This is a genomic window from Microbispora sp. H13382 (genome assembly GCF_014161445.1).
In the GTDB taxonomy this organism is placed as follows: Bacteria; Actinomycetota; Actinomycetes; order Streptosporangiales; family Streptosporangiaceae; genus Microbispora.
The window spans coordinates 249944-268749 of sequence record NZ_JABBXA010000009.1 but is presented as its reverse complement, the minus strand read 5'-3'; the positions used below and the strand labels follow the sequence as shown (position 1 = coordinate 268749).

20 protein-coding genes are annotated in these 18806 nt (G+C 71.0%); 10 read left to right on the top strand and 10 right to left on the bottom strand.

The window, feature by feature from the left end; genetic code table 11:
- Positions 1 to 56 precede the first annotated feature (56 nt).
- Complete coding sequence (locus HHX41_RS20440; RefSeq protein ID WP_169981397.1) at positions 57 to 221, top strand: hypothetical protein; 165 nt, start codon at positions 57 to 59, stop codon at positions 219 to 221.
- Between the two features lie 38 nt (positions 222 to 259).
- Complete coding sequence (locus HHX41_RS20435) at positions 260 to 1318, top strand: sulfite oxidase (protein WP_182907248.1); 1059 nt, start codon at positions 260 to 262, stop codon at positions 1316 to 1318.
- A gap of 4 nt (positions 1319 to 1322) precedes the next feature.
- Here HHX41_RS20435 and HHX41_RS20430 read toward each other — a convergent pair whose 3' ends face one another.
- On the bottom strand, positions 1323 to 2312 hold the full coding sequence (locus HHX41_RS20430) for a zinc-binding dehydrogenase (RefSeq protein ID WP_182907247.1): 990 nt from the start codon (positions 2310 to 2312) through the stop codon (positions 1323 to 1325).
- Between the two features lie 278 nt (positions 2313 to 2590).
- On the opposite strand from HHX41_RS20430, the gene HHX41_RS20425 reads away from it, so the two are divergent.
- The 3 genes from HHX41_RS20425 to HHX41_RS20415 all read left to right on the top strand — a co-directional run bounded on the left by HHX41_RS20425 (position 2591) and on the right by HHX41_RS20415 (position 5031).
- On the top strand, positions 2591 to 3412 hold the full coding sequence (locus tag HHX41_RS20425) for an SAM-dependent methyltransferase (protein WP_310742090.1): 822 nt from the start codon (positions 2591 to 2593) through the stop codon (positions 3410 to 3412).
- A gap of 76 nt (positions 3413 to 3488) precedes the next feature.
- Positions 3489 to 3764, top strand: coding sequence for an isoamylase early set domain-containing protein (locus HHX41_RS20420; RefSeq protein WP_182907246.1), 276 nt, complete (start codon positions 3489 to 3491; stop codon positions 3762 to 3764).
- Positions 3765 to 3849: 85 nt separating this feature from the next.
- A complete protein-coding gene (locus HHX41_RS20415; protein WP_182907245.1) occupies positions 3850 to 5031 on the top strand; it encodes a zinc-dependent alcohol dehydrogenase in 1182 nt (393 codons plus the stop codon).
- Here HHX41_RS20415 and HHX41_RS20410 read toward each other — a convergent pair.
- The 6 genes from HHX41_RS20410 to glnII all read right to left on the bottom strand — a co-directional run bounded on the left by HHX41_RS20410 (position 5021) and on the right by glnII (position 10672).
- Entirely contained in the window at positions 5021 to 5848 is an 828-nt protein-coding gene (locus HHX41_RS20410) for a metal ABC transporter permease (RefSeq protein WP_182907244.1), read from the bottom strand. The two genes, HHX41_RS20415 and HHX41_RS20410, sit on opposite strands and share 11 nt — an antisense overlap.
- Positions 5845 to 6726, bottom strand: coding sequence for a metal ABC transporter permease (locus HHX41_RS20405; RefSeq protein WP_169981385.1), 882 nt, complete (start codon positions 6724 to 6726; stop codon positions 5845 to 5847). The genes HHX41_RS20410 and HHX41_RS20405 overlap by 4 nt, the downstream gene beginning before the upstream one ends.
- Positions 6723 to 7484 (bottom strand): metal ABC transporter ATP-binding protein, encoded by a 762-nt coding sequence (locus tag HHX41_RS20400; RefSeq protein WP_169981383.1) that lies wholly within the window; start codon positions 7482 to 7484, stop codon positions 6723 to 6725. Before HHX41_RS20400 ends, HHX41_RS20405 begins: the two co-directional genes overlap by 4 nt.
- Positions 7481 to 8467, bottom strand: coding sequence for a metal ABC transporter substrate-binding protein (locus HHX41_RS20395; protein WP_182907243.1), 987 nt, complete (start codon positions 8465 to 8467; stop codon positions 7481 to 7483). The genes HHX41_RS20400 and HHX41_RS20395 overlap by 4 nt, the downstream gene beginning before the upstream one ends.
- A gap of 69 nt (positions 8468 to 8536) precedes the next feature.
- Positions 8537 to 9529 carry a glycerophosphodiester phosphodiesterase gene (locus tag HHX41_RS20390; RefSeq protein ID WP_310742089.1) on the bottom strand — a complete coding sequence of 331 codons (993 nt, stop codon included), beginning with the start codon at positions 9527 to 9529 and terminating at the stop codon, positions 8537 to 8539.
- A gap of 87 nt (positions 9530 to 9616) precedes the next feature.
- Positions 9617 to 10672 (bottom strand): glutamine synthetase, encoded by a 1056-nt coding sequence (gene glnII, locus HHX41_RS20385; RefSeq protein ID WP_310742088.1) that lies wholly within the window; start codon positions 10670 to 10672, stop codon positions 9617 to 9619.
- Between the two features lie 167 nt (positions 10673 to 10839).
- On the opposite strand from glnII, the gene HHX41_RS20380 reads away from it, so the two are divergent.
- Positions 10840 to 11385, top strand: a complete 546-nt coding sequence (locus HHX41_RS20380) for a hypothetical protein (protein WP_182907241.1) — start codon at positions 10840 to 10842, stop codon at positions 11383 to 11385.
- A 34-nt stretch (positions 11386 to 11419) separates the two neighbouring features.
- Here the strand turns inward: HHX41_RS20380 and HHX41_RS20375 are convergent, their stop codons facing one another.
- Positions 11420 to 12190, bottom strand: coding sequence for a DUF72 domain-containing protein (locus tag HHX41_RS20375; RefSeq protein ID WP_182907240.1), 771 nt, complete (start codon positions 12188 to 12190; stop codon positions 11420 to 11422).
- 83 nt (positions 12191 to 12273) lie between these two features.
- Between HHX41_RS20375 and HHX41_RS20370 the strand changes: the two genes are divergently transcribed.
- From HHX41_RS20370 to HHX41_RS20355, 4 genes are all read left to right on the top strand, one after another.
- Positions 12274 to 12819, top strand: a complete 546-nt coding sequence (locus HHX41_RS20370) for a type 1 glutamine amidotransferase domain-containing protein (protein WP_182907239.1) — start codon at positions 12274 to 12276, stop codon at positions 12817 to 12819.
- A gap of 67 nt (positions 12820 to 12886) precedes the next feature.
- Positions 12887 to 13765, top strand: coding sequence for a sugar kinase (locus HHX41_RS20365; protein WP_182907238.1), 879 nt, complete (start codon positions 12887 to 12889; stop codon positions 13763 to 13765).
- A gap of 195 nt (positions 13766 to 13960) precedes the next feature.
- The gene (locus HHX41_RS20360; protein ID WP_310742086.1) at positions 13961 to 15949 is read left to right on the top strand and encodes a DUF222 domain-containing protein; all 1989 of its coding nucleotides are present in this window, start codon (positions 13961 to 13963) and stop codon (positions 15947 to 15949) included.
- Positions 15950 to 16126: 177 nt separating this feature from the next.
- Positions 16127 to 17686: an amino acid permease gene (locus HHX41_RS20355; RefSeq protein ID WP_182907236.1), complete on the top strand. Its 1560-nt coding sequence runs from the start codon at positions 16127 to 16129 to the stop codon at positions 17684 to 17686.
- A gap of 199 nt (positions 17687 to 17885) precedes the next feature.
- Here the strand turns inward: HHX41_RS20355 and lipB are convergent, their stop codons facing one another.
- Both lipB and HHX41_RS20345 read right to left on the bottom strand, forming a co-directional pair.
- Positions 17886 to 18521, bottom strand: coding sequence for a lipoyl(octanoyl) transferase LipB (gene lipB, locus HHX41_RS20350; protein ID WP_259401134.1), 636 nt, complete (start codon positions 18519 to 18521; stop codon positions 17886 to 17888).
- 58 nt (positions 18522 to 18579) lie between these two features.
- Entirely contained in the window at positions 18580 to 18795 is a 216-nt protein-coding gene (locus HHX41_RS20345) for a PspC domain-containing protein (protein ID WP_169981364.1), read from the bottom strand.
- Positions 18796 to 18806: the final 11 nt, after the last annotated feature.

Genomic DNA, 18806 nt, shown 5'->3' with positions numbered 1-18806 from the left:
TACCTTTGTAACTGACTAAGGCAATTAGGACAGTTACAACGACCACCGGGACGGCAATGATGTTCTACGACTACTCCGTGGCCACCGAGCGCATCACCGAGTTGCACCGCGAGGCCGACAACGCGCGCGTCGCGAGCCGCCTGGTCGCGGCCCGGCGCTGGTCACGTCTCGCGTCCTGGGCCGAGCGGCAGGCCCGGAGAGCGAGCCACGACCTGGGCTGACGGGCCCGTCACCGCGCCGGCCCGGAAGGGGAGGGCCGATGCGTACGACACCCGGCATCCGCACGGCGGTGGTGAAGCCGACGACCGCCGATCTCATGGAGGACGCGGGCACCGGCCTCGACTACGGCACCCGGCCCGACCGTCTGCCCGGCCTGCTCACTCCCACCGACCGGTTCTTCGTCCGCAACCACGCCCCGACCCCCTGTCTCGACGCGCGATCCTGGACGCTGCGCGTCGAGGGCGGCGGCGTACGCCGGACCGTCCGCTACACCTACGACGACCTGTGGCGCCGCTTCCCGCTCGTGTCCGTCGTCCGGACCCTTGAGTGCGCGGGCAACCGGCGCGCCCTCTTCGGCGCCGAGCACGGCCACCGCTTCGGCGGGGTGCAGTGGGGCCGCGGCGCGGTCGGCACCGCCGAGTGGACCGGGATCCCGCTGCGCGACCTGCTCGAACCGGCGGGGCTCACGGACGCCGCCGTCGAGGTCATGCCCGAAGGGCTCGACGGGGCGCGCGCACGCCGCCCGATGCCCCTCGCCAAGGCCCTGGCGTCCGACACCCTGCTCGCGCTCGCCATGAACGGCGAGATCCTGCCGTCCGACCACGGATTCCCCGCCCGCGTGGTCGTCTCCGGCTGGCTCGGCGCGGCGAGCATCAAGTGGGTGGGCCGCATCGAGGTGTCCGACCGGCCGCTGCGCGTGCCGTGGAACACCGACGACTACGTGCTCACCGCGCCGGGCCGACCGACCGTGCCGATCACCTCCACGCCGGTCGCGTGCCTGGTCGAGCTGCCCTGGCCCGCGCGCCTGAGCCCCGTTCCGCAGACGATCCGCGGCCGCGCGTACGCCGGAGAGGACCGCGTCACGGCCGTCGACTACCGGATCGACGACGGCCCCTGGCGATCGGCCGCCCTCGACGGACCGGACCTCCCCGGCGTCTGGACCCGCTGGCGGTTCCCCTGGAGTCCTGACCCTGGCGCGCACGTGGTGCGGGTCCGGGCCACCGACGAGCACGGCCGCTCCCAGCCGGACGCCACCCCGTGGAACGACCTCGGCTACTGCCACAACTCGGTGCTCCCCCACCCCGTGCTCGTGGCCTGAAGGGTCAGGGCACGAGGACGACCTTGCCCGTGGTCGCGCGGTCCTCCAGCGCGGCGTGCGCGGCGGCGGCGTCCTTGAGCGGGAAACTCTGCACCAGCGGGACCAGTGCGCCCGACCCCGCGGCCGCCAGCGCCCGCTCCTCCAGGCCCCGCAGGCCGCCCGGCCGCTTCAGCACCCGGGGGCCGACCGCCACCGCCGCCGTGATGCCTCGGGCGTACAGGTCCTCGGTGGTCAGCGCGGTCGGGCCGCCCCGCGCGTCCGCCCAGCCGAACAGCACGATCCTGCCGCCGACGCCGAGCAACTCCAGGGTGCTGCGCCCGAGGTCCCCGCCGACGCCGTCGAGCGCCAGCGTGACCTCCCGGTCGCCGAGGAGCGCCCGCACCTGGTCGGGCCAGCCGGGAGCGGTGTAGTCCACGGCGTGGTGCGCGCCCAGCGCGCGGACCCGGCTCGCCTTGGCCGCGCCGCCGGCGAGCCCGACGACCGTGGCGCCGGCCCGCACCGCCGCCTGCACGAGCAGGTTGCCCACGCCTCCGGCCGCCGCCGTCACCAGGGCGACGTCGTCCGCCCGGATCTCCGCGACGTCGAGGATGCCGATCGTGGTCCGGCCCGTGCCGATCATCGCCACCGCCTCGCCGTACCCGAGGCCGTCCGGGATCTCGTGGATCGCCGGCGCGTCCCGTACGGCCAGCTCGGCGTAGCCGCCGGGGGCCATGCCGAGATGGGTCACCACCCGCCTGCCGACCAGGCCGGGATCGACCTCGGGACCGACCGCGTCGACGACCCCGGCGACCTCCCGGCCGGGGATCGTGGGCAGGTCGGGGACGGGGATCGGGCCGCCCACGTACTTCCCGGCCCGCAACGTGGTGTCGACCAGGTGCACCCCGGCCGCCCGTACGGCGACGCGGACCTGGCCCGGCCCGGGCTCGGGATCCTCGACCTCCTCGTAGACGAGATTCTCGGCGGGACCGAAGGCATGCAATCTGACGGCGTACATATGCCCGTTATAGATCTCCGTGGACCCCGCGCGATATCGGACGATGGTCCTAGGACGTACGGGTGAACCGATCGGGGCGCGGGGTGCGATAGTGGCCGGTGGCCCATCTGCTGTGGCTCGCCCTCCTGCCGCTGCCGGTGGCGTGCCTCGCGGTGGCGAACGGGAATCCCGCGACAAGATGGAGTCACAGAGTTATGGCGTTCTTCGTTGGGTTTCTCCCGGGCGGCCCTTATGCTCGCAGCAAGTCCTCTTTACTGCTGTGAGTGAGGAGATATTACGTGGCCGATGACGCGCCGCCACCACCCGGTATCGATGCGCGCGTCCCCAATCCCGCGCGCATGTACAACTACTTTCTCGGCGGAAAGGACAACTTCGCGGCTGACCGGGAGGCCGCGGAGCGGGTTCTGGAGGTCGCGCCCGAGGCCCGTGCGCTGGCCCGCCGCAACCGGGCCTTCATGCGCCGGGCCGTCCGCCACCTGGTGGCCGAGGCCGGGATCCGGCAGTTCGTGGACATCGGCACCGGGCTGCCGGCCGAGGGCAGCGTCCACGAGGTGGCGCACGAGATGGACCCCGGCGTCCGGGTGGCGTACGTCGACAACGACCCGGTGGTGCTCGCGCACTCCCGGGCCCTGCTGTCGGGCACCGCCGCCGCCACCGTGACCGTGCAGGGGGACCTGCGGCGGCCCGAGGAGATCCTGGACCACCCGGAGCTGCGGTCGCTGATCGATCCCGCCGAGCCGGTCGCGATCCTGCTCGTGGCCGTGCTGCACTTCCTCACCGACGACGACAAGCCGGCCGAGCTCGTGGCCCGGCTCAGGGAGTCCGTCGCCCCCGGCAGCCATCTCGTGCTGTCCCATGTCACCGACGAGGAGCGGTCCGGCGACGCCCACGACGGGGCGGCCGTCTACCGGCAGGCCAGCAGCGGCGTCACCCTGCGCAGCCGCGAGCAGATCCACGAGCTGTTCGACGGCTTCCGCCTCGTCGAACCGGGCCTGGTCCCGCTGGACGACTGGCGGCCCGACGACGAGAACCTGCTCGCCCGGCAGGCCCGGCGGCACCTGCCCACCTGGTTCCTCTGCGGGGTGGGACACGCGCCCTGAAAAGGGCGTGAATATTGTGTTACGTCCTGCGTGTACTGGTTTCTTCCTTTAGATGCCGTACGCCAGGCTATGCGGCATGCTCAAGCGCACCCGGCTGTTCGGGCAGAAGACCCGAGTCACCTTCACCCTGCCCCTTGACGACCCCTCGGGGACGGTCAGCGTGGTCGGCGACTTCAACGACTGGCTGCCCGGCAGCCACGAACTGCTGCGGCGCAGGAACGGCACCCGCACCGTGTCGGTGATCCTTCCGCCCGGCGCGCACCGGTTCCGCTACCTCGCGACGGGCGGCGTCTGGTTCGACGACGACAGCGCCGACCACGTGGACGAGCAGGGCAGCGTACTGCACCTCTGACCCCCGGAAGGGCCGTTTCTCCCACCAGAAGTAGGGCATACGGGAACGATCGCGACATCCCGGCCCTTTTTTCTGGAGGGGAAACATGAAGGCAGTTACCTGGCACGGCAAGCGCGACGTACGGGTGGACGAGGTCCCGGACCCGGCCATCAAGGAACCCACCGACGCGATCATCCGAGTCACCACGACCGCGATCTGCGGGTCCGACCTGCACCTGTACGAGGTGCTCGGCCCGTTCATCGGCGAGGGCGACATCCTTGGCCACGAGCCGATGGGCATCGTCGAGGAGGTCGGCGCGGAGGTCACCCACATCAAGCCGGGTGACCGTGTGGTGATCCCGTTCAACATCTCGTGCGGCCACTGCTACATGTGCGACCGCGCGTTGTACGCCCAGTGCGAGACCACCCAGGTCCGCGAGTACGACACGGGCGCCGCCCTGTTCGGCTACACCAAGCTGTACGGCGAGGTGCCCGGCGGCCAGGCGGAGTACCTGCGCGTCCCGCAGGCGCAGTTCGGGCCGATCAAGGTGCCGGACGGGCCGCCGGACGAGAGGTTCGTCTACCTCTCCGACGTGCTGCCCACCTCCTGGCAGGCCGTCGAATGGGCCGAGGTGCCCGACGGTGGCAGCGTCACCGTCTTCGGTCTCGGCCCGATCGGGCAGATGTCGGCCCGCATCGCGCGCCACCGCGGCTACCGGGTCATCGGCGTGGACATCGTCCCCGAGCGCCTGGAGATGGCCCGCAGGCACGGCATCGAGGTGCTCGACGGCAACGAGATCGACGACGTGCCCGAGGCGGTCCGCTCGATGACCGGAGGCCGGGGCACCGACTCGGTCGTCGACGCCGTGGGCATGGAGGCGCACGGCTACACCGTCGGCAAGTTCGCCCAGACGGTCACCGGGATGTTGCCCGACAAGGCCGCCGCCGCCATGATGACCCGCGCCGGCCTCGACCGGCTCGCCGCGCTGCAGGACGCCATCGAGACCGTACGCCGCGGCGGCACGATCTCGATCAGCGGCGTCTACGGCGGGATGACCGACCCCATGCCCATGCTGCGGATGTTCGACAAGGGCATCGCGCTCAGGATGGGCCAGGCCCACGTCAAGCGGTGGGTGGACGACATCATGCCGCTCCTGACCGGCGACGGCGACCCCCTGGGGGTCGGCGACCTGGCGACTCACCGCCTGCCGCTCGACCAGGCCCCGCACGGCTACGAGATCTTCCAGAAGAAGGAGGACGGCGCGATCAAGGTCCTGCTCAAGCCCTGACGGCCGCGGCCCGCCTGACCCGGCCGCGTACGGCGGTCCCGAGGAAGACCGTCCCGAACACCAGGCCCACGAACAGAGCGATGGAGGCCCCGGTCGCGACGTTCCACTGCGTGGAGACCCACACGCCCGCCAGCGCGCAGGCGACCCCGATCGCCGCGGCGCCCGGGAACAACACCGCGAGCCTGTCGGTGAGCAGGCGGGCGGTCGCGGCCGGGCCCACGATCAACGCCACGGCGAGGATCGTCCCCAGCGCGGGCACGGTGGCGACGACGGTCACCTCGACGATCGTGAGCAGGGCGAAGTCCAGCAGCAGGGTGGGCAGTCCGAGCGCCGCCGCCCCCACCGGGTCGAACGCCGCGAGCAGCAGTTCCTTGCCCACCAGGGCCAGCAGGAGCAGCACCCCCACGGTGACGGCGGCGGTCGCCACCAGGTCACCCGTGCCCACGGCCAGGAGGTCGCCCACGGTGTACGCCGCCAGGTCCTTGGTGAAGCCGTCCTGCGCCGACACCAGCACCACACCGAGCGCGAAGCCGCCCGACAGCGCGATGCCGGTGGCCGTGCCGAAGTCCTGCCCGCGGCCCCGGCCGAAGAGGAGGACCGCGGCGACCACCAGCAGCCCGAACAACCCGCCGCCGAGGTAGAGGTTCACCCCGAGCATGGCGGCGACGACGATGCCGGGGAACGTCGCGTGCGTGAGGGCCATCGTGAAGAACGGCAGCCGCCGCGCGACCACGAACACCCCGACGACCCCGCCGAGCACGCCGACCAGGACGGCCTCGACCAGGGCCCGGTTGACGGTCGAGTCGAGCCAGTTCACGCCGCCTCCAGGACCGAGCGACGGCGGGCGCGGCTCAGGCCCACCTTCCTGCGTACGGCCCCGGCGGCGTGGGCCAGGCCGTACAACGCGACCAGGACGAGCACGACGGTCGCGCCGGAGGCGAGCCGCACCCCGTGCTCCACCGACGCCTCGTAGCTCACGACGAGCCCGAGCCATCCGCCGGCCGCGCCGACGAGGCAGGCCAGCGGCACGATGACCGCGAGCCGGTCGGACAGGCTCCGGGCCGCCGCGGCCGGCACGATGAGCAGCGCGATCACGAGGATCGTGCCGACCGCCTTCACGGCGGCCACGACGACCAGCGCGACCGCGACGTTCAGCACGAGGTCGAGCAGGCCCACGCGGACGCCGGCCGCGCGGGCGCCCTCGGGGTCGAAGGCCCGCAGCAGCAGCGGCCGCCGCAGCACCGCCAGCAACGCCACGACCACGACCGTCACGACGGCGGTCTGGGCGAGTTGCTCCTCGTTGACCGTCAGCACCCGCCCGAACAGGAACGCCGTGAGGTCGGAGGTGAAGCCCGTCTGCCGCGACACCACCACGACGCCGACGGCGAACAACGTGGTCAGCAGCATGGCGAGCGCGGCGTCCTCGCTCACGCGGCGGCGATGCGTCAGCAGCGTGAGCAGGACGGCCGTGAGGACCCCGGCGGCCAGCGCCCCCCAGAAGATGCCGCCGTCCCCGCCCATGAGGTGGCCGATGACCACGCCGGGGAAGACGGTGTGCGTCAGGGTGTCGCTGACGAAGGCGAGCCGGCGCAGCAGCACCAGCACGCCGACCGTGCCCGCGAGCGCGCCGAGGATGACCAGTTCGACCAGCGCCCGCGCCATGAAGGGCAACTGGAACGGCTCGAAGAACATCATGTCTGGGTCACGATCACCCGGTCGCCGCGCAGTTCGAGGGCGTGCCCGCCGTACGTCGCGCGCAGCCGCTCGGGCGTCAGCACGTCGCCGGTCGGGCCGAAGCCGAACTGGTGCCGGTTGAGCAGGCACACCTCGTCGCAGGCCAGATGCGCGATGGCGAGGTCGTGGGTGCTGACCACGACGGAGGCGCCCTGCTCCTTCAGCGAGCCGATCGCCTCGAGCAGCGCGTGCTGGCTGACCGCGTCCACGCCGTTGAACGGCTCGTCGAGCAGCAGCATCCGGGGCTTGGCGGCGATGGCACGGGCCAGCAGCACCCGCTGGCGCTGCCCGCCCGACAGCGTGCCGAACCGCTCACGCGCGCGGTGGGCCAGCCCGACCCGCTCCAGTGCCTCCGCGGTCTCGGCCCGGTCGGCGGCGGAGGGGCGGCGCAGCCACCCGATCCGCCGGTAGCGGCCCATCATCACCACCTGCTCGACCGACACCGGGAAGTCGGGATCGAGCGTGTCGGCCTGCGGCACGTAGGCGACGTCGCGGCGGGCCTGCGCCGGGGGCCTGCCCAGCACCTCGATCCGGCCGCGCACCACCGGCACCAGGCCGAGCAACGCCTTGATCAGCGTCGACTTGCCCGCGCCGTTCGGGCCGATCAGCGCCACGGCCTCGCCCTCGTGGACGACGCCGTGCAGTTCCTCGAGGACCGGGACGTCGCCGTAGGCCACGCTCGCCCGGTCGAGCACCAGGGTGGGCGTGCGCTCGCTCATGCGGCGGTCCCCCTCAACGCGTTGACGATGGTGTCGGTATTGTGCTCCTCCATTTGGAGGTAGGTCGCACCGGCCGAGCCCTCGGGGCCGAGCGAGTCGCCGTACAGCGCGTCCTCGCCGGCCACGACCGTCACCCCGGCCTCGCGGCCGATCGCCTCGGCCGTCTTGGGCGGCAGCGACGCCTCCGAGAAGACGGCCGTCACCCCGGTCGCCCTGATCTCGGCGACGAGATCTGACACCTGCTTGGCGGACAGCTCGGCGGAGGTGTCGAAGCTCGGGATGATCGATCCGACGAACGTCAGCTTGTATCGGTCGAGGTAGTAGCCGAACGCGTCGTGGTTGGTCACGAGCTTGCGCCGGTCGGCGGGCACGGACTCGATCTTCCTCGCGATGTCGGCGTCGAGCGCGTCCAGCTTCGCGTCGTACGCCACCCGGTTGGCCTGGTAGGCCGCGGCGTCGCGCGGATCGGCGGCGGCGAAGGCCGTCTCGATCGTGGCGGCCATCGTTTTGACGTTGAGCGGGTTGTGCCAGATGTGCGGATCGCCCTCGGACTCGTCGTGATCGTGCCCCTCCTCCCCGTGCCCCTCCTCGTGCCCCTCCTCGGAGCCCATGCGGATCTGGACGTTCTGGGAGGCGTCGACGACGGTCCCGTCGAACCCGGCGGCCGCGATCGTCTCGTCCAGCCACTTCTCCAGGCCCACGCCGTTCTTGACCAGCACGTCGGCCTCACCGATGGCCCGCATGTCGGCCGGAGACGGCTCGTAGTCGTGGGGATCGACGTTCGGCTTCAGCAACTGGTGGACCGTGACCCGGTCGCCGCCGACGTTGCGGGCGAAGTCGGCGACCTGCGTGGTGGTCGCCACCACCTTCAACGGCCGCGCGGGATCGGAGGAATCAGACGGCTTCTGCGCGCCGCCGCACCCGGCTGCGAACAGCACCAGCAGCGCGGCGGACGAGAGCGTACGGGCAAGCGGCGAGAGCACGACGGCTCCTCAAGTCGGCGTTATCAGGGGAAACATCCCTTCCAAATGTCCCGCAAATGAAAATCATTGTCAACTTGCGGCGATCCGCCGGGAACGCCCCGCGAGCACGGCACGAGCCGTGCCGGGGTTGTCGGCGAAGACGCCGTCCACGCCGAGGTCGCAGAGCATCGTTAGCCAGCCCATCACGTCTCCCGTCGCCCGCGCGTACGCCGGACCGGCCGGGTCGCCGCGCCGGAAGTCGGCCGGGAGCTGGGCGTTCTCGTCGCGAACGGTCCACACGTGCACGTCGAGCCCCACCCTGTGGGCGTCCCGCACCAGTGTCGTGGGGGCGAGGAGGCGACCGCCGGGACCGGTGGGCACGACCCGCGAGGTCGCCACGCCGATGCCGTCCGCGTACGTCGCGATCTCCTCGAGCCCGGCGGGCGTGACCATCCGGTCGTACGCCGCGCCCGAGCCGCCGACCAGCTGGATCAGCGGCAGCCGGGTCTTCCCGCGCAGCTCGCGCAGGTTGGCCGCCTCGAACGACTGGATGAAGACCGGGTCGTGCCGGTCGCGCCAGCCGTGCCGGCCCAGCACGTCGAGCAGCGGCTCCTCCAGCGACAGGCCGATGGAGTCGAAGTAGGAAGGGTGCTTGGTCTCGGGGTAGACGCCCACGCCGTGCCGTACAGCCAGCTCCACGACCTCGTCGAACGTCGGGATCGGAGCCAGGCCGTCGAAGGCGGCGTTGCCCGGGCGCAGGTCCGGGATGCGCTCGGTGGCCCGCAGCGTGCGCAGCTCGGCCAGCGTGAAGTCCTCGGTGAACCAGCCGGTGACCGCCACGCCGTCGATGGTCTTGGTGGTGCGGCGGGCCGCGAACTCGGGGTGGGCCGCCACGTCCGTGGTCCCCGAGATCTCGTTCTCGTGGCGGGCCACCAGGACGTGGTCGCTGGTGGAGACCAGGTCGGGCTCGATGTAGTCGGCCCCGAGCGCGATCGCCGTCTCATACGACGGCAGCGTGTGCTCGGGCCGCAGGGCGCTGGCGCCCCGGTGGCCGATGACGAGGGGTTCTGGCTGGTGCGGCACAGCGGCCACCGTACATGCACGACATACGCGTACGGCTCCCGCGCCGGACGCGGGAGCCGTACGAGGACGGGGGAACCGTCAGACCTGTCAGACCTGGCCGGCCTTCTCCAGAGCGGTGCAGCAGGTGTCGACCATCAGGCGGGTGACGACGTAGGGGTCGACGTTGGCGTTGGGGCGCCGGTCCTCGATGTAGCCCTTCTTGTCCACCTCGACCTGCCACGGGATGCGGACGGAGGCGCCGCGGTCGGAGACGCCGTAGCTGAACTTGTCCCACCGGGCGGTCTCGTGGTGGCCGGTGAGGCGGTCCTCGATGCCGTGGCCGTAGTTCTTGACGTGCTCCATGGCGTTGTCGGCCAGGGCCTCGCAGGCGGTGATGATCGGGTCGTAGCCCTCACGCATCGCCTTCGTGGAGAAGTTGGTGTGCGCGCCGGCGCCGTTCCAGTCGCCCTTCACCGGCTTGGGGTCGAGCGTGGCGGCCACGTCGAACTCCTCGGCGGTGCGGTAGAGCAGCCAGCGGGCGACCCACATGTGGTCGGAGACCTCCAGCGGACCGGCGGGACCAATCTGGAACTCCCACTGGCCGGGCATGACCTCGGCGTTGATGCCGGAGACCTTGAGGCCGGCGGCCAGGCAGCGGTCGAGGTGCAGCTCGACGATGTCACGGCCGAACACCTCGTCGGCGCCGACACCGCAGTAGTAGCCGCCCTGCGGAGCGGGGAAGCCGCCCAGCGGGAAGCCGAGCGGACGGCTGTCCTTGAAGAAGGTGTACTCCTGCTCGATGCCGAACCACGACTCCTGGTCGGCGAACCGCTCGGCCACCTCCGCGAGCGGGGAGCGGGTGTTGCTGGCGTGCGGCGTCATGTCGGTGTGCAGGACCTCGCACAGGACCAGCACGTTGTCGCCGCCCCGGATCGGGTCGGGGCAGGTGAACGCCGGCTTGAGCACCAGGTCGGAGGCGTGACCGGTGGCCTGGTTGGTGCTGGACCCGTCGAAGCCCCACAGCGGCGGCTCGGCGCCGTCGGCAAGGACCTTGGTCTTGGAGCGGAGCTTCGCGGTCGGCTCCGTGCCGTCGATCCAGATGTACTCGGCCTTGTAGGTCACGTCGATCCCTTCGAACGAGGCGGCCTGGCGTTCGTCCGCCACGCCCTACAGTGCCGATTCGGCATTTCGTAGCTTTTGCCCGTTTGTAACCAGAGTGTTAACGCGCATTCTTTGCCTTGGCGGTGCTGTGACCCGCGGCACATGATCTCCGCTCTCCTGGGCAGTCAGAGGGCGTCAACCAATCGCAACCGCACTGGGAGTGAGGACAGATGGTCTTGTTGGGCCTGCTTCTGGTCCTGATCGCGGCGGCGGCTGTGATCGAGGTGTCGGTGAACGACACCGCGAACACCCTGCCGATCACGGTCCTGGACCGCACGTTCAACCTCAGCCCGTTCGAGCTGTTCATCGCCGGTGTCGTGACCACCGCCGTCTTCGTCGCCGGCCTGCTGCTCATCACGGCCGGCATGCGCCGCGCCGCGGTGAAGCGCCGCCGGCTGCGTGAGGCGCGCCTGGCGGAGCGGGACCGCGTGTCCCGCTTGGAGGCGGAGAAGCGCGACCTGGAGCGCCGCCTGGAGACGACCTCGACGACCTCGACGACGGCCTCCACGACAGCCTCCACGCCGGCGTCTACGGCGGCCTCTACGGCGGCCGAGCGCCCGAAGGTCGACCGGGACCGCGACGGTGTCGACGACCGGGCCGAGCGCGCCGAGCGTCCCACCGCGCCGCACAACCGCGTGTCGGTGCCCGCCCAGCAGTCGTCCCCCGACCAGCTGGTGGCGGGTGGGCGTCACGCGGCCGACGAGCGCCGCGCCTGATCCGTCATGCCGGGGGTGACACTCGCCCGTCCGGTCATGGCCGGACGGGCTCGGGGGACCGCTCGGGAAGCCGTGCCCTGCTCACGTCCCTCCCCCGCGCGCGTGCCAGCTCCGCGAAGGTGATCGCGTTGCGTACGGCCGCGCCGCCGGGATCGTTGTTGAAGTAGACGTAGGCGTCCGGCGCCTCGCCCAGGCGGTCCACCCAGCTGCGCAACGCGTGTGAGCCGTAGCTGGGCCAGGGCTCGGCCCGCCCTTCGTGGAAGCGCAGGTAGACCCAGTCGGCCGTACGCCACAGGGGCCCGGCCGGCCGGCCGAGACGGTCCGCCCAGCACAACGCGGCCCCGAACTCCGTCAGCAGGGCGCGGATCTCGTCGGTCCACCACGAGGCGTGCCGCGGCTCGACCGCGACCCGTACGGCACTCGGGAACCGCGCCAGGCAGGCCCGCAGCCGGCCGGCGTCCACCTGCAGGGTCGGCGGCAGTTGCAGCAGGATGGGACCCAGCTTCGGGCCGAGGCCCTCGGCCACGCCCATCAGCCGCTCGACCGGCTCCTCCGGGTCCTTCAGCCGCTTGATGTGCGTGAGGAAGCGACTGGCCTTGACCGCCATGACGAAGTCGGGCGGCGTACGCTCCCGCCACGACTCGAACGTCTCCCGCTTCGGCAACCGGTAGAAGGCGTTGTTGTTCTCGACGGTGGCGAAGATCTCGCCGTAGCTCTCCAGCCACAGCCTCTGGGGCACGCCCCCGTAGACGAGATCGCGCCAGTCGGCGTACTGCCAGCCGGAGGTCCCCACGAGCACGGGCATGTCCGTCCCCTACCCAGCGGACGGCATAGATCGCATCCTTCCGGGCACGCGACGTCAAGAACGAGCAAAAGAGGGGAGCAACGATGATCCAGGGCAGGACGATCGCATTCCTCGTCGCCCCCGAGGGGGTCGAGCAGGTCGAGCTCACCGAGCCGTGGAAGTCCGTCGAGCAGGCGGGTGGCACGCGGAGGCTGGTCTCGGTGGAACGCGGGGAGATCCAGGCGTTCCACCACCTCGACAAGGCCGGCACCTTCCCGGTGGACGCCGTGGCGGGAGAGGTCTCCGCGGCCGACTTCGACGGGCTGGTCCTCCCCGGCGGGGTCGCCAACCCGGACTTCCTGCGGATGCGGCCGGAGGCCGTACGGTTCGTCAAGGAGTTCTTCGACGCGGGCAAGCCGGTCGCGGCGATCTGCCACGCGCCGTGGACCCTCGTGGAGGCCGACGTGGTGCGCGGGCGCACGCTGACCTCGTGGCCCAGCCTGCAGACCGACCTGCGCAACGCGGGAGCGACCTGGGTGGACCAGGAGGTCATGGTCTGCACGGGCGGCCCGAACACGCTGGTGACCAGCCGGAAGCCGGACGACCTGAAGGCCTTCTGCCAGGCCGCCGTGGACGCGTTCGGCGCCTGAGCGAGGGCTTTCCCCGGCGGATCAGGGTCTGTCATGCTTTCCGGGTGCAATTCCGCGGACTCACGGCATGACCGAAGTTTTCACGCTCGGAGAGGCATTGGGCGTCGTCTCCGGGGACCGGCTGCGGCATGACACGACCATCCGCCTCGACGTGGAGGGGCCCGAGCTGACGACGGCTGTCGGCCTGGCCCGGCTCGGCCACACGGTGAGCTGGCTGGGCCGGGTCAGCGCCGACGAACTCGGCATCCGTACGCTGACCGTCCTGCGCGGCGAGGGTGTGGACGTCTCCAACGTACGGGTGGACGACACGGCGGCGACCGGGCTGATCCTCCGCCAGCGGCGCATCGGCCGCTCGTCGCACGCCGTCCACTACCGCGAGGGCTCGGCCGGGTCCCACCTGTCGACCGGCGACGTGCCCGGTGAGGCGGTGCAGTCGGCGCGGATCCTGCACGTCACCGGCGTCACCCTCGGCCTGAGCGGCCTTGCGTGGAGCGCCGTCCACCACGCCGTCAAGCTCGCCAGGGACGCCGGGGTGCTCGTCTCGGTGGACGTCAACCACCGCGCGAACCTCTGGGAGAGCGCGGAGGAGGCCCGCCAGGGGCTCACCGAACTCGCCGCCTCGGCCGACGTGCTGTTCGCGACCCAGGACGAGCTCATGCTCGTGGAGCCCGTGCTCGCGTCCACGCCCGAACTGGTCGTGACCCGGGGCGCCAAGGGAGCCAGCGCCACCGTCGAGGGCCTCCGCTACGACACCCAGGCCGCCCCCGTAACCGCGGTCGACCCCGCCGAGGTCGGCGGCGCGTTCGTCGCGGGCTACCTCAGCGCGATCCTCGACGGGCTGCACCCGGCGGACCGCCTCAAGCGCGGCATCTCGGTGGCCGCCTTCGCGGTCGCCAGCCACAGCTCCTGGCAGGGCCTGCCCACCCGCGGCGAACTGCCTCCGTGACGCCTGGCACTCCAGCATCGGCGACCGCGACGTACCTCCGGCGGCTCGGGCCGTGGATGTCGGCGGTCTGCTCGCGATAGTCGTCGGCTTTCTCCTCCATCTGTGACCCCAGGAGTTTCTCTCGTCAGCTTGAACAGCCCCTCCGGAGCCTGAAGAATTAGTACAGGGTTTCGAATCAAGCAACGAGGGGGTGCGATGGATCTAGGGGGTGTGATGGATCTGTTCGACCTCGATCCTGAGCGCCGCCGTCATTCGAATATCCCTGCTGACTGGTGGGATCGCCTGACTGCCGATTCTCCTTTGTGGTCGACGGAGGGTTCGCTCGCCCGCGACGGCAGTGTGGAAAACGACGCGGCCGCTGACACCGGGAGCATGGGCAGCGAGGCCGCCGATGATGCGGGGGCGGGTTCTGCCGGGGCGGGTACCGCTGGCTTAGGTGATCGCCGGGGTCGGTCGTCGTGGGTGCTGGTGGGTTCTGTTCGTGAGTCGGCGCGGGCGTTGGCGTTGGCGCGGGTTCCGGACGATGTGGATGTCTGTCTGGCTGAGGCTGAGGAGTTGGTGTTCGCGCGGGATCGGATCACGTGTGCTCTGGCGGATCGGGTGGGTCGGGTGCATCGGGCGGGGCAGGCCCGGCGGCATGGGCATGCCTCCACCCGCAGTTGGCTGCGCACCGCCGGAGGAATGACTGTGGCGGGTGCGGGCCGGCTGCTGACCCTGGGGATCGAGTTGGCGCGCCTGCCGAAGGTGCGGGAGAAGTTCGCCGCGGGTGACTTGGCGGCGGGGGTGGTGGAGGCCATCTGCGCCGCGATCTCCGGTCTGTCCGATGAGCACGCGGAGGTGGCTGAGCCGATTCTGCTGGAGCTGGCGGGCAAGGCGGGCGCGGCGGAGGTGGCCAGGGCCGGCCGCTACCTGCGGGCGGTGCTGGACCCCGATGGTGAGGACCGTGATGAGCGGGCCGACTACGGTCGGCGGTTCCTGCGGGTGCGCCGGGGTAAGGGCGGCGGTTTGGAGGGGGAGTTCTACCTTCCGCGTGAGCATGCCGCCCGGTTGCAGGCGTTGCTGGATGCGTATGCCAGGCCGAAGGCGGAGGGCGATGACCGGCCGCTGCGAGTGCGTCAGGCGGATGCGTTCATGGCGTTGCTGGAGGAGAAGATCGCCGCCGAGCTCCTGGTCCTGGTCAACGCCGAATCCCTCCCTACCGACCCCACCCCCGAGCGCCCCGAGAGCGCCGACCACTCCGAGACCCCCGAGACCCCCGAGACCTCCGAAGGCCCGGAAGGCCCTGAGGACACCGAAGAGCCCGAGAACACTCAGGACGCCGAGGCGGCCGAGGAAGCCGTTTCCGGAGTAGGCGCCGCTGCCGATGTAGCCGCAGAGGCCGCCGTCGAAAACGCCAGCCAGGGCGCCGTTGAGAGTGCCGACCTGCCTGCGGGGGACTGCCGCGATGCGCAGACCGCGCGTGAGGGCGACGGCCACGAGCACCAGCGGCATGGCGAGGGCGGGTGCGGGTGCGGCAGTAGGGCACGGTGCTCGTCCGCAGCGCCGGGGACGGGACCGGACAGATCGGGAGGACCCGGAGGGCCGAGAGCGGAGACGCGGGAGGCGCCCGGCGCGCGGGGACCAGAGCCGGGGACGCCACCGGGACCAGAGCCGGGGACGCCGCAAGGCGTGCTGGGACCAGAACCGGAGGCGTCATCGGGAGCAGAGCCGGGGTCGCGACCGGGAGCATCGGCCGGAGGGCTGCCGGAGGCGCTGCTGGGGACAGCGTTGGGAACGGCGCCGGGGTTGCTGCTGGCGACCGGGCAGGTGCTGCCCGTCTCCAGCGTGCACCGGCTGGCCCGCACCTCCACCCTGGTGCGTCTGGTGATGGACGCCGAGGGGCAGGTCCTGGACATGGGCCGCAAAATCAGATTGGCCACCCCCGCCCAGCGGCGGGCGATCTACGCCCGCTACGCCACCTGCTGGATCGACGGCTGCCCCCTGCCCGCCACCAGGTGCCAGATCGACCACGCCGACAACTGGAGCACCGGCGGCCTGACCGACCTCAAACTGCTGGGCCCGGCCTGCCAGTTCCACAACCGCGACCGCTACCAGCACCCCGACCGCTACACCCGCCACAAGACCGGCAAAGACCGCTGGGCCTTCACCTACCACCCAGCCCGAACCAGACGGGTGGGGGTATAGCGGCCGCGCGTAGAGCTCCCAGCCGAGTCTGTACCGCCGTGTAACACCCGACCCAGAAAATCGGATCAATGGTCTGAAGGTAGACCAAAGGAGCCGGGCATGCCAGATCCCGTCGCAGACGACGCGATCGGCGGCTGGATACCCCGCACCAGTTAGAGCCGGTTAGAGGAGGCCTCAGTGGCGCAAGCCCTCGACGACGACGCCAAACGACTAGCGGAACTCGGCTACAAGCAGGAACTGGCCCGCACCTGGAGCGGGTTCTCCAACTTCGCCATCTCCTTCTCCATCATCTCGATCCTGGCCGGCTGCTTCACGACCTTCGGCCAGGCCTGGAACAACGGCGGACCGCTGGCGATCTCCGTCGGCTGGCCGCTGATCTCGGCGTTCATCCTGATCATCGGCTTCTGCATGGCGGAGCTGGTCTCCGCGTTCCCCACGGCGGGCGGCATCTACTGGTGGGCCGCCAAGCTGGGCCGGCCCGTGCACGGCTGGTTCACAGGCTGGCTGAACCTGATCGGGCTGATCGCCGTCACCGCGTCCGTCGACTACGGCTGCGCGACGTTCCTGAACATCACGATCGGGCGCTTCAGCGACTCCTGGGCGAACGGCAACGCGCTGCACCAGACCTTCCTGCTGTTCGCCGTGGTCCTGGTGCTGCACGCGTTGATCAATATCTTCAGCCACCGGCTGATCTCGCTATTGCAGAACGTCTCGGTGTGGTGGCACGTGTTCGGCGCGGCGGCCGTCGTGCTGATCCTGATCCTCGGTCCGGCGAAGCACCAGAGCGTGGGTTTCCTGTTCGAGACGTTCAACAACTCCGGTTTCGGCGACGGCGACTCGGGCCCGGCGTTCTGGCTGTACGTGCTGCCGCTGGGCTTCCTGCTCACGCAGTACACGATCACCGGCTTCGACGCCTGCGCGCACGTGTCGGAGGAGACCCACGGCGCGGCCCGCACGGCGGCCAAGGGCCTGTGGCAGTCGATCTTCTACTCCGCGATCGGCGGCTGGATCCTGCTGCTCGCGTTCCTGTTCGCGGCCACGAACGTGGACGCCGTCAACGCCGAAGGCGGCTTCGTCGGGGCCATCTTCACCTCGTCGCTGTCGTCCACGCTCGCCACCGTCGTCTTCGGGATCTCCACGATCGGGCAGTTCTTCTGCGGCATGAGCTGCGTGACCTCGATGTCGCGGATGACGTACGCGTTCTCCCGGGACGGCGCGGTGCCGGGCTGGCGGCTGTGGTCGAAGGTGGACCGCAACCGCACGCCGGTCAACGCGATCATCGCCGGCTGCGGGGTCGCGCTGCTGATCACGCTGCCCGCGCTCTACGCACCTGAGGGCACGACGACCCCCGTCGCGTTCCTCGCCGTGGTGTCCATCGCGGTGATCGGGCTCTACCTCGCGTTCCTCATCCCGATCTGGCTGCGCCTGCGTGCCGGGGACTCCTTCCAGCCGGGGCCGTGGACCCTCGGCCGCAAGTACAAGGCGCTGTCCTGGATCGCCGTGATCGAAATCGCGATCATCTCGGTCTACTTCGTCCTGCCCATCGCCCCGGCGGGCGTCCCGGGTAACGCGGACTTCACCTGGACCTCGGTGAACTACGCCCCCATCGCGGTCGGCGCCGTGCTCATCGGCATCGCCCTGTGGTGGCACCTGTCCGCCAAGCACTGGTTCACCGGTCCCCGCCGAACCGTCGACGACATCGGCGACGACGTTGACGAGCCGGAGCCGGTCGCCTGATTCCCCGCGTACGGCCCGCCTCCCCGGCGGGCCGTACGCTCGTCTGATGATCGACGACCCTGGGCGCACGCGCCGCCTGGCCGCGCTCGCCCGCGCGGCCCTGACTGCGTACGACGTCCCGGTGGCCCCCTGACCGCACTGGCGGGACCGGGTGACCCGCGGCCTGGAGAACGCGGCCCGGGCCCTGTGACCGCCTGCGTCAGGAGGCCTCGAACGCCTCCGCGACGACCGGGCGGGTCTCCTCCATGGAGGCCCGTCCGAGTTCGTGGGCGATCGAGGTCATCTCCACGTCCGGCATGCCGCACGGGATCGCGAGGTTCCACGGCGTGAGGTCGCCGTCCACGTTGAGCGCGAAGCCGTGGCTGGTGACCGACCGGCTCGACCGCATGCCGATCGAGACGATCTTCCGCCCGGTGTCCCGCGTCCACACCCCGGTCAGCAGCTCCGACCCGGGCGGGGTGTCGCGGCGCTCGGCCGGGACGCCGATCCGGGCCAGCGCCTCGACCAGCCGCAGCTCCACCTCGCGGATGTAGTCGACCACGCCCTCGCCGGCCCGCAGCTTCACGATGAGATAGCCCACCAGCTGCCCGGGGCCGTGATAGGTGAGCTGCCCGCCGCGGCCGGTCGGCACCACGGGGATGCCGGCCGACGGGTCGGGCAGATGGGTCTCCAGCGTCCGCTTGCCGACCGTGAAGACCGGCGGGTGGCTGAGCAGCCACAACGTGTCGGGCCGCGCGTCGTCCTGCCGTTCCTCGACCAGCGCGGCCATCCGCTCCATGGCCTTCTCGTAGTCGACCAGCTCGTCCTGGATCAGCGTCAGGGGCCGTTGCCGCATCATCGCTCACCTCTCCCGATGTGAGCATAGACGCGGCCGCGCCGGGCGACGCAGCCGCCTACCTGCGCCCGTACGAGTAGTCGTAGCCCGCCGACGTGGGGGCCGGGGCCTTGGGGAAGAGCACCCACATGATGAGGTAGGCCACGAACTGCGGACCCGGCAAGATACACGACAGCAGGAACAGCAGACGGACGACCGTCGGCGACATGCCGTACCGGTCCGCGATCCCCCCGCAGACGCCAGCGATGATCTTGTGCTGCCTCGATCGGTACATCGATCGGCTCC

Bases quoted from the DNA above. Each gene is read 5' to 3' on its own strand.
- HHX41_RS20405 (WP_169981385.1), bottom strand. From the start codon at position 6,726: ATGATGTTCTTCGAGCCGTTCCAGTTGCCCTTCATGGCGCGGGCGCTG.
- HHX41_RS20420 (WP_182907246.1), top strand. From the start codon at position 3,489: ATGCTCAAGCGCACCCGGCTGTTCGGGCAGAAGACCCGAGTCACCTTC.
- HHX41_RS20370 (WP_182907239.1), top strand. From the start codon at position 12,274: ATGATCCAGGGCAGGACGATCGCATTCCTCGTCGCCCCCGAGGGGGTC.
- HHX41_RS20365 (WP_182907238.1), top strand. From the start codon at position 12,887: ATGACCGAAGTTTTCACGCTCGGAGAGGCATTGGGCGTCGTCTCCGGG.
- HHX41_RS20360 (WP_310742086.1), top strand. From the start codon at position 13,961: ATGGATCTAGGGGGTGTGATGGATCTGTTCGACCTCGATCCTGAGCGC.
- lipB (WP_259401134.1), bottom strand. From the start codon at position 18,521: ATGCGGCAACGGCCCCTGACGCTGATCCAGGACGAGCTGGTCGACTAC.
- HHX41_RS20415 (WP_182907245.1), top strand. From the start codon at position 3,850: ATGAAGGCAGTTACCTGGCACGGCAAGCGCGACGTACGGGTGGACGAG.
- HHX41_RS20430 (WP_182907247.1), bottom strand. From the start codon at position 2,312: ATGTACGCCGTCAGATTGCATGCCTTCGGTCCCGCCGAGAATCTCGTC.
- HHX41_RS20400 (WP_169981383.1), bottom strand. From the start codon at position 7,484: ATGAGCGAGCGCACGCCCACCCTGGTGCTCGACCGGGCGAGCGTGGCC.
- HHX41_RS20380 (WP_182907241.1), top strand. From the start codon at position 10,840: ATGGTCTTGTTGGGCCTGCTTCTGGTCCTGATCGCGGCGGCGGCTGTG.
- HHX41_RS20345 (WP_169981364.1), bottom strand. From the start codon at position 18,795: ATGTACCGATCGAGGCAGCACAAGATCATCGCTGGCGTCTGCGGGGGG.
- HHX41_RS20435 (WP_182907248.1), top strand. From the start codon at position 260: ATGCGTACGACACCCGGCATCCGCACGGCGGTGGTGAAGCCGACGACC.
- HHX41_RS20440 (WP_169981397.1), top strand. From the start codon at position 57: ATGATGTTCTACGACTACTCCGTGGCCACCGAGCGCATCACCGAGTTG.
- HHX41_RS20375 (WP_182907240.1), bottom strand. From the start codon at position 12,190: ATGCCCGTGCTCGTGGGGACCTCCGGCTGGCAGTACGCCGACTGGCGC.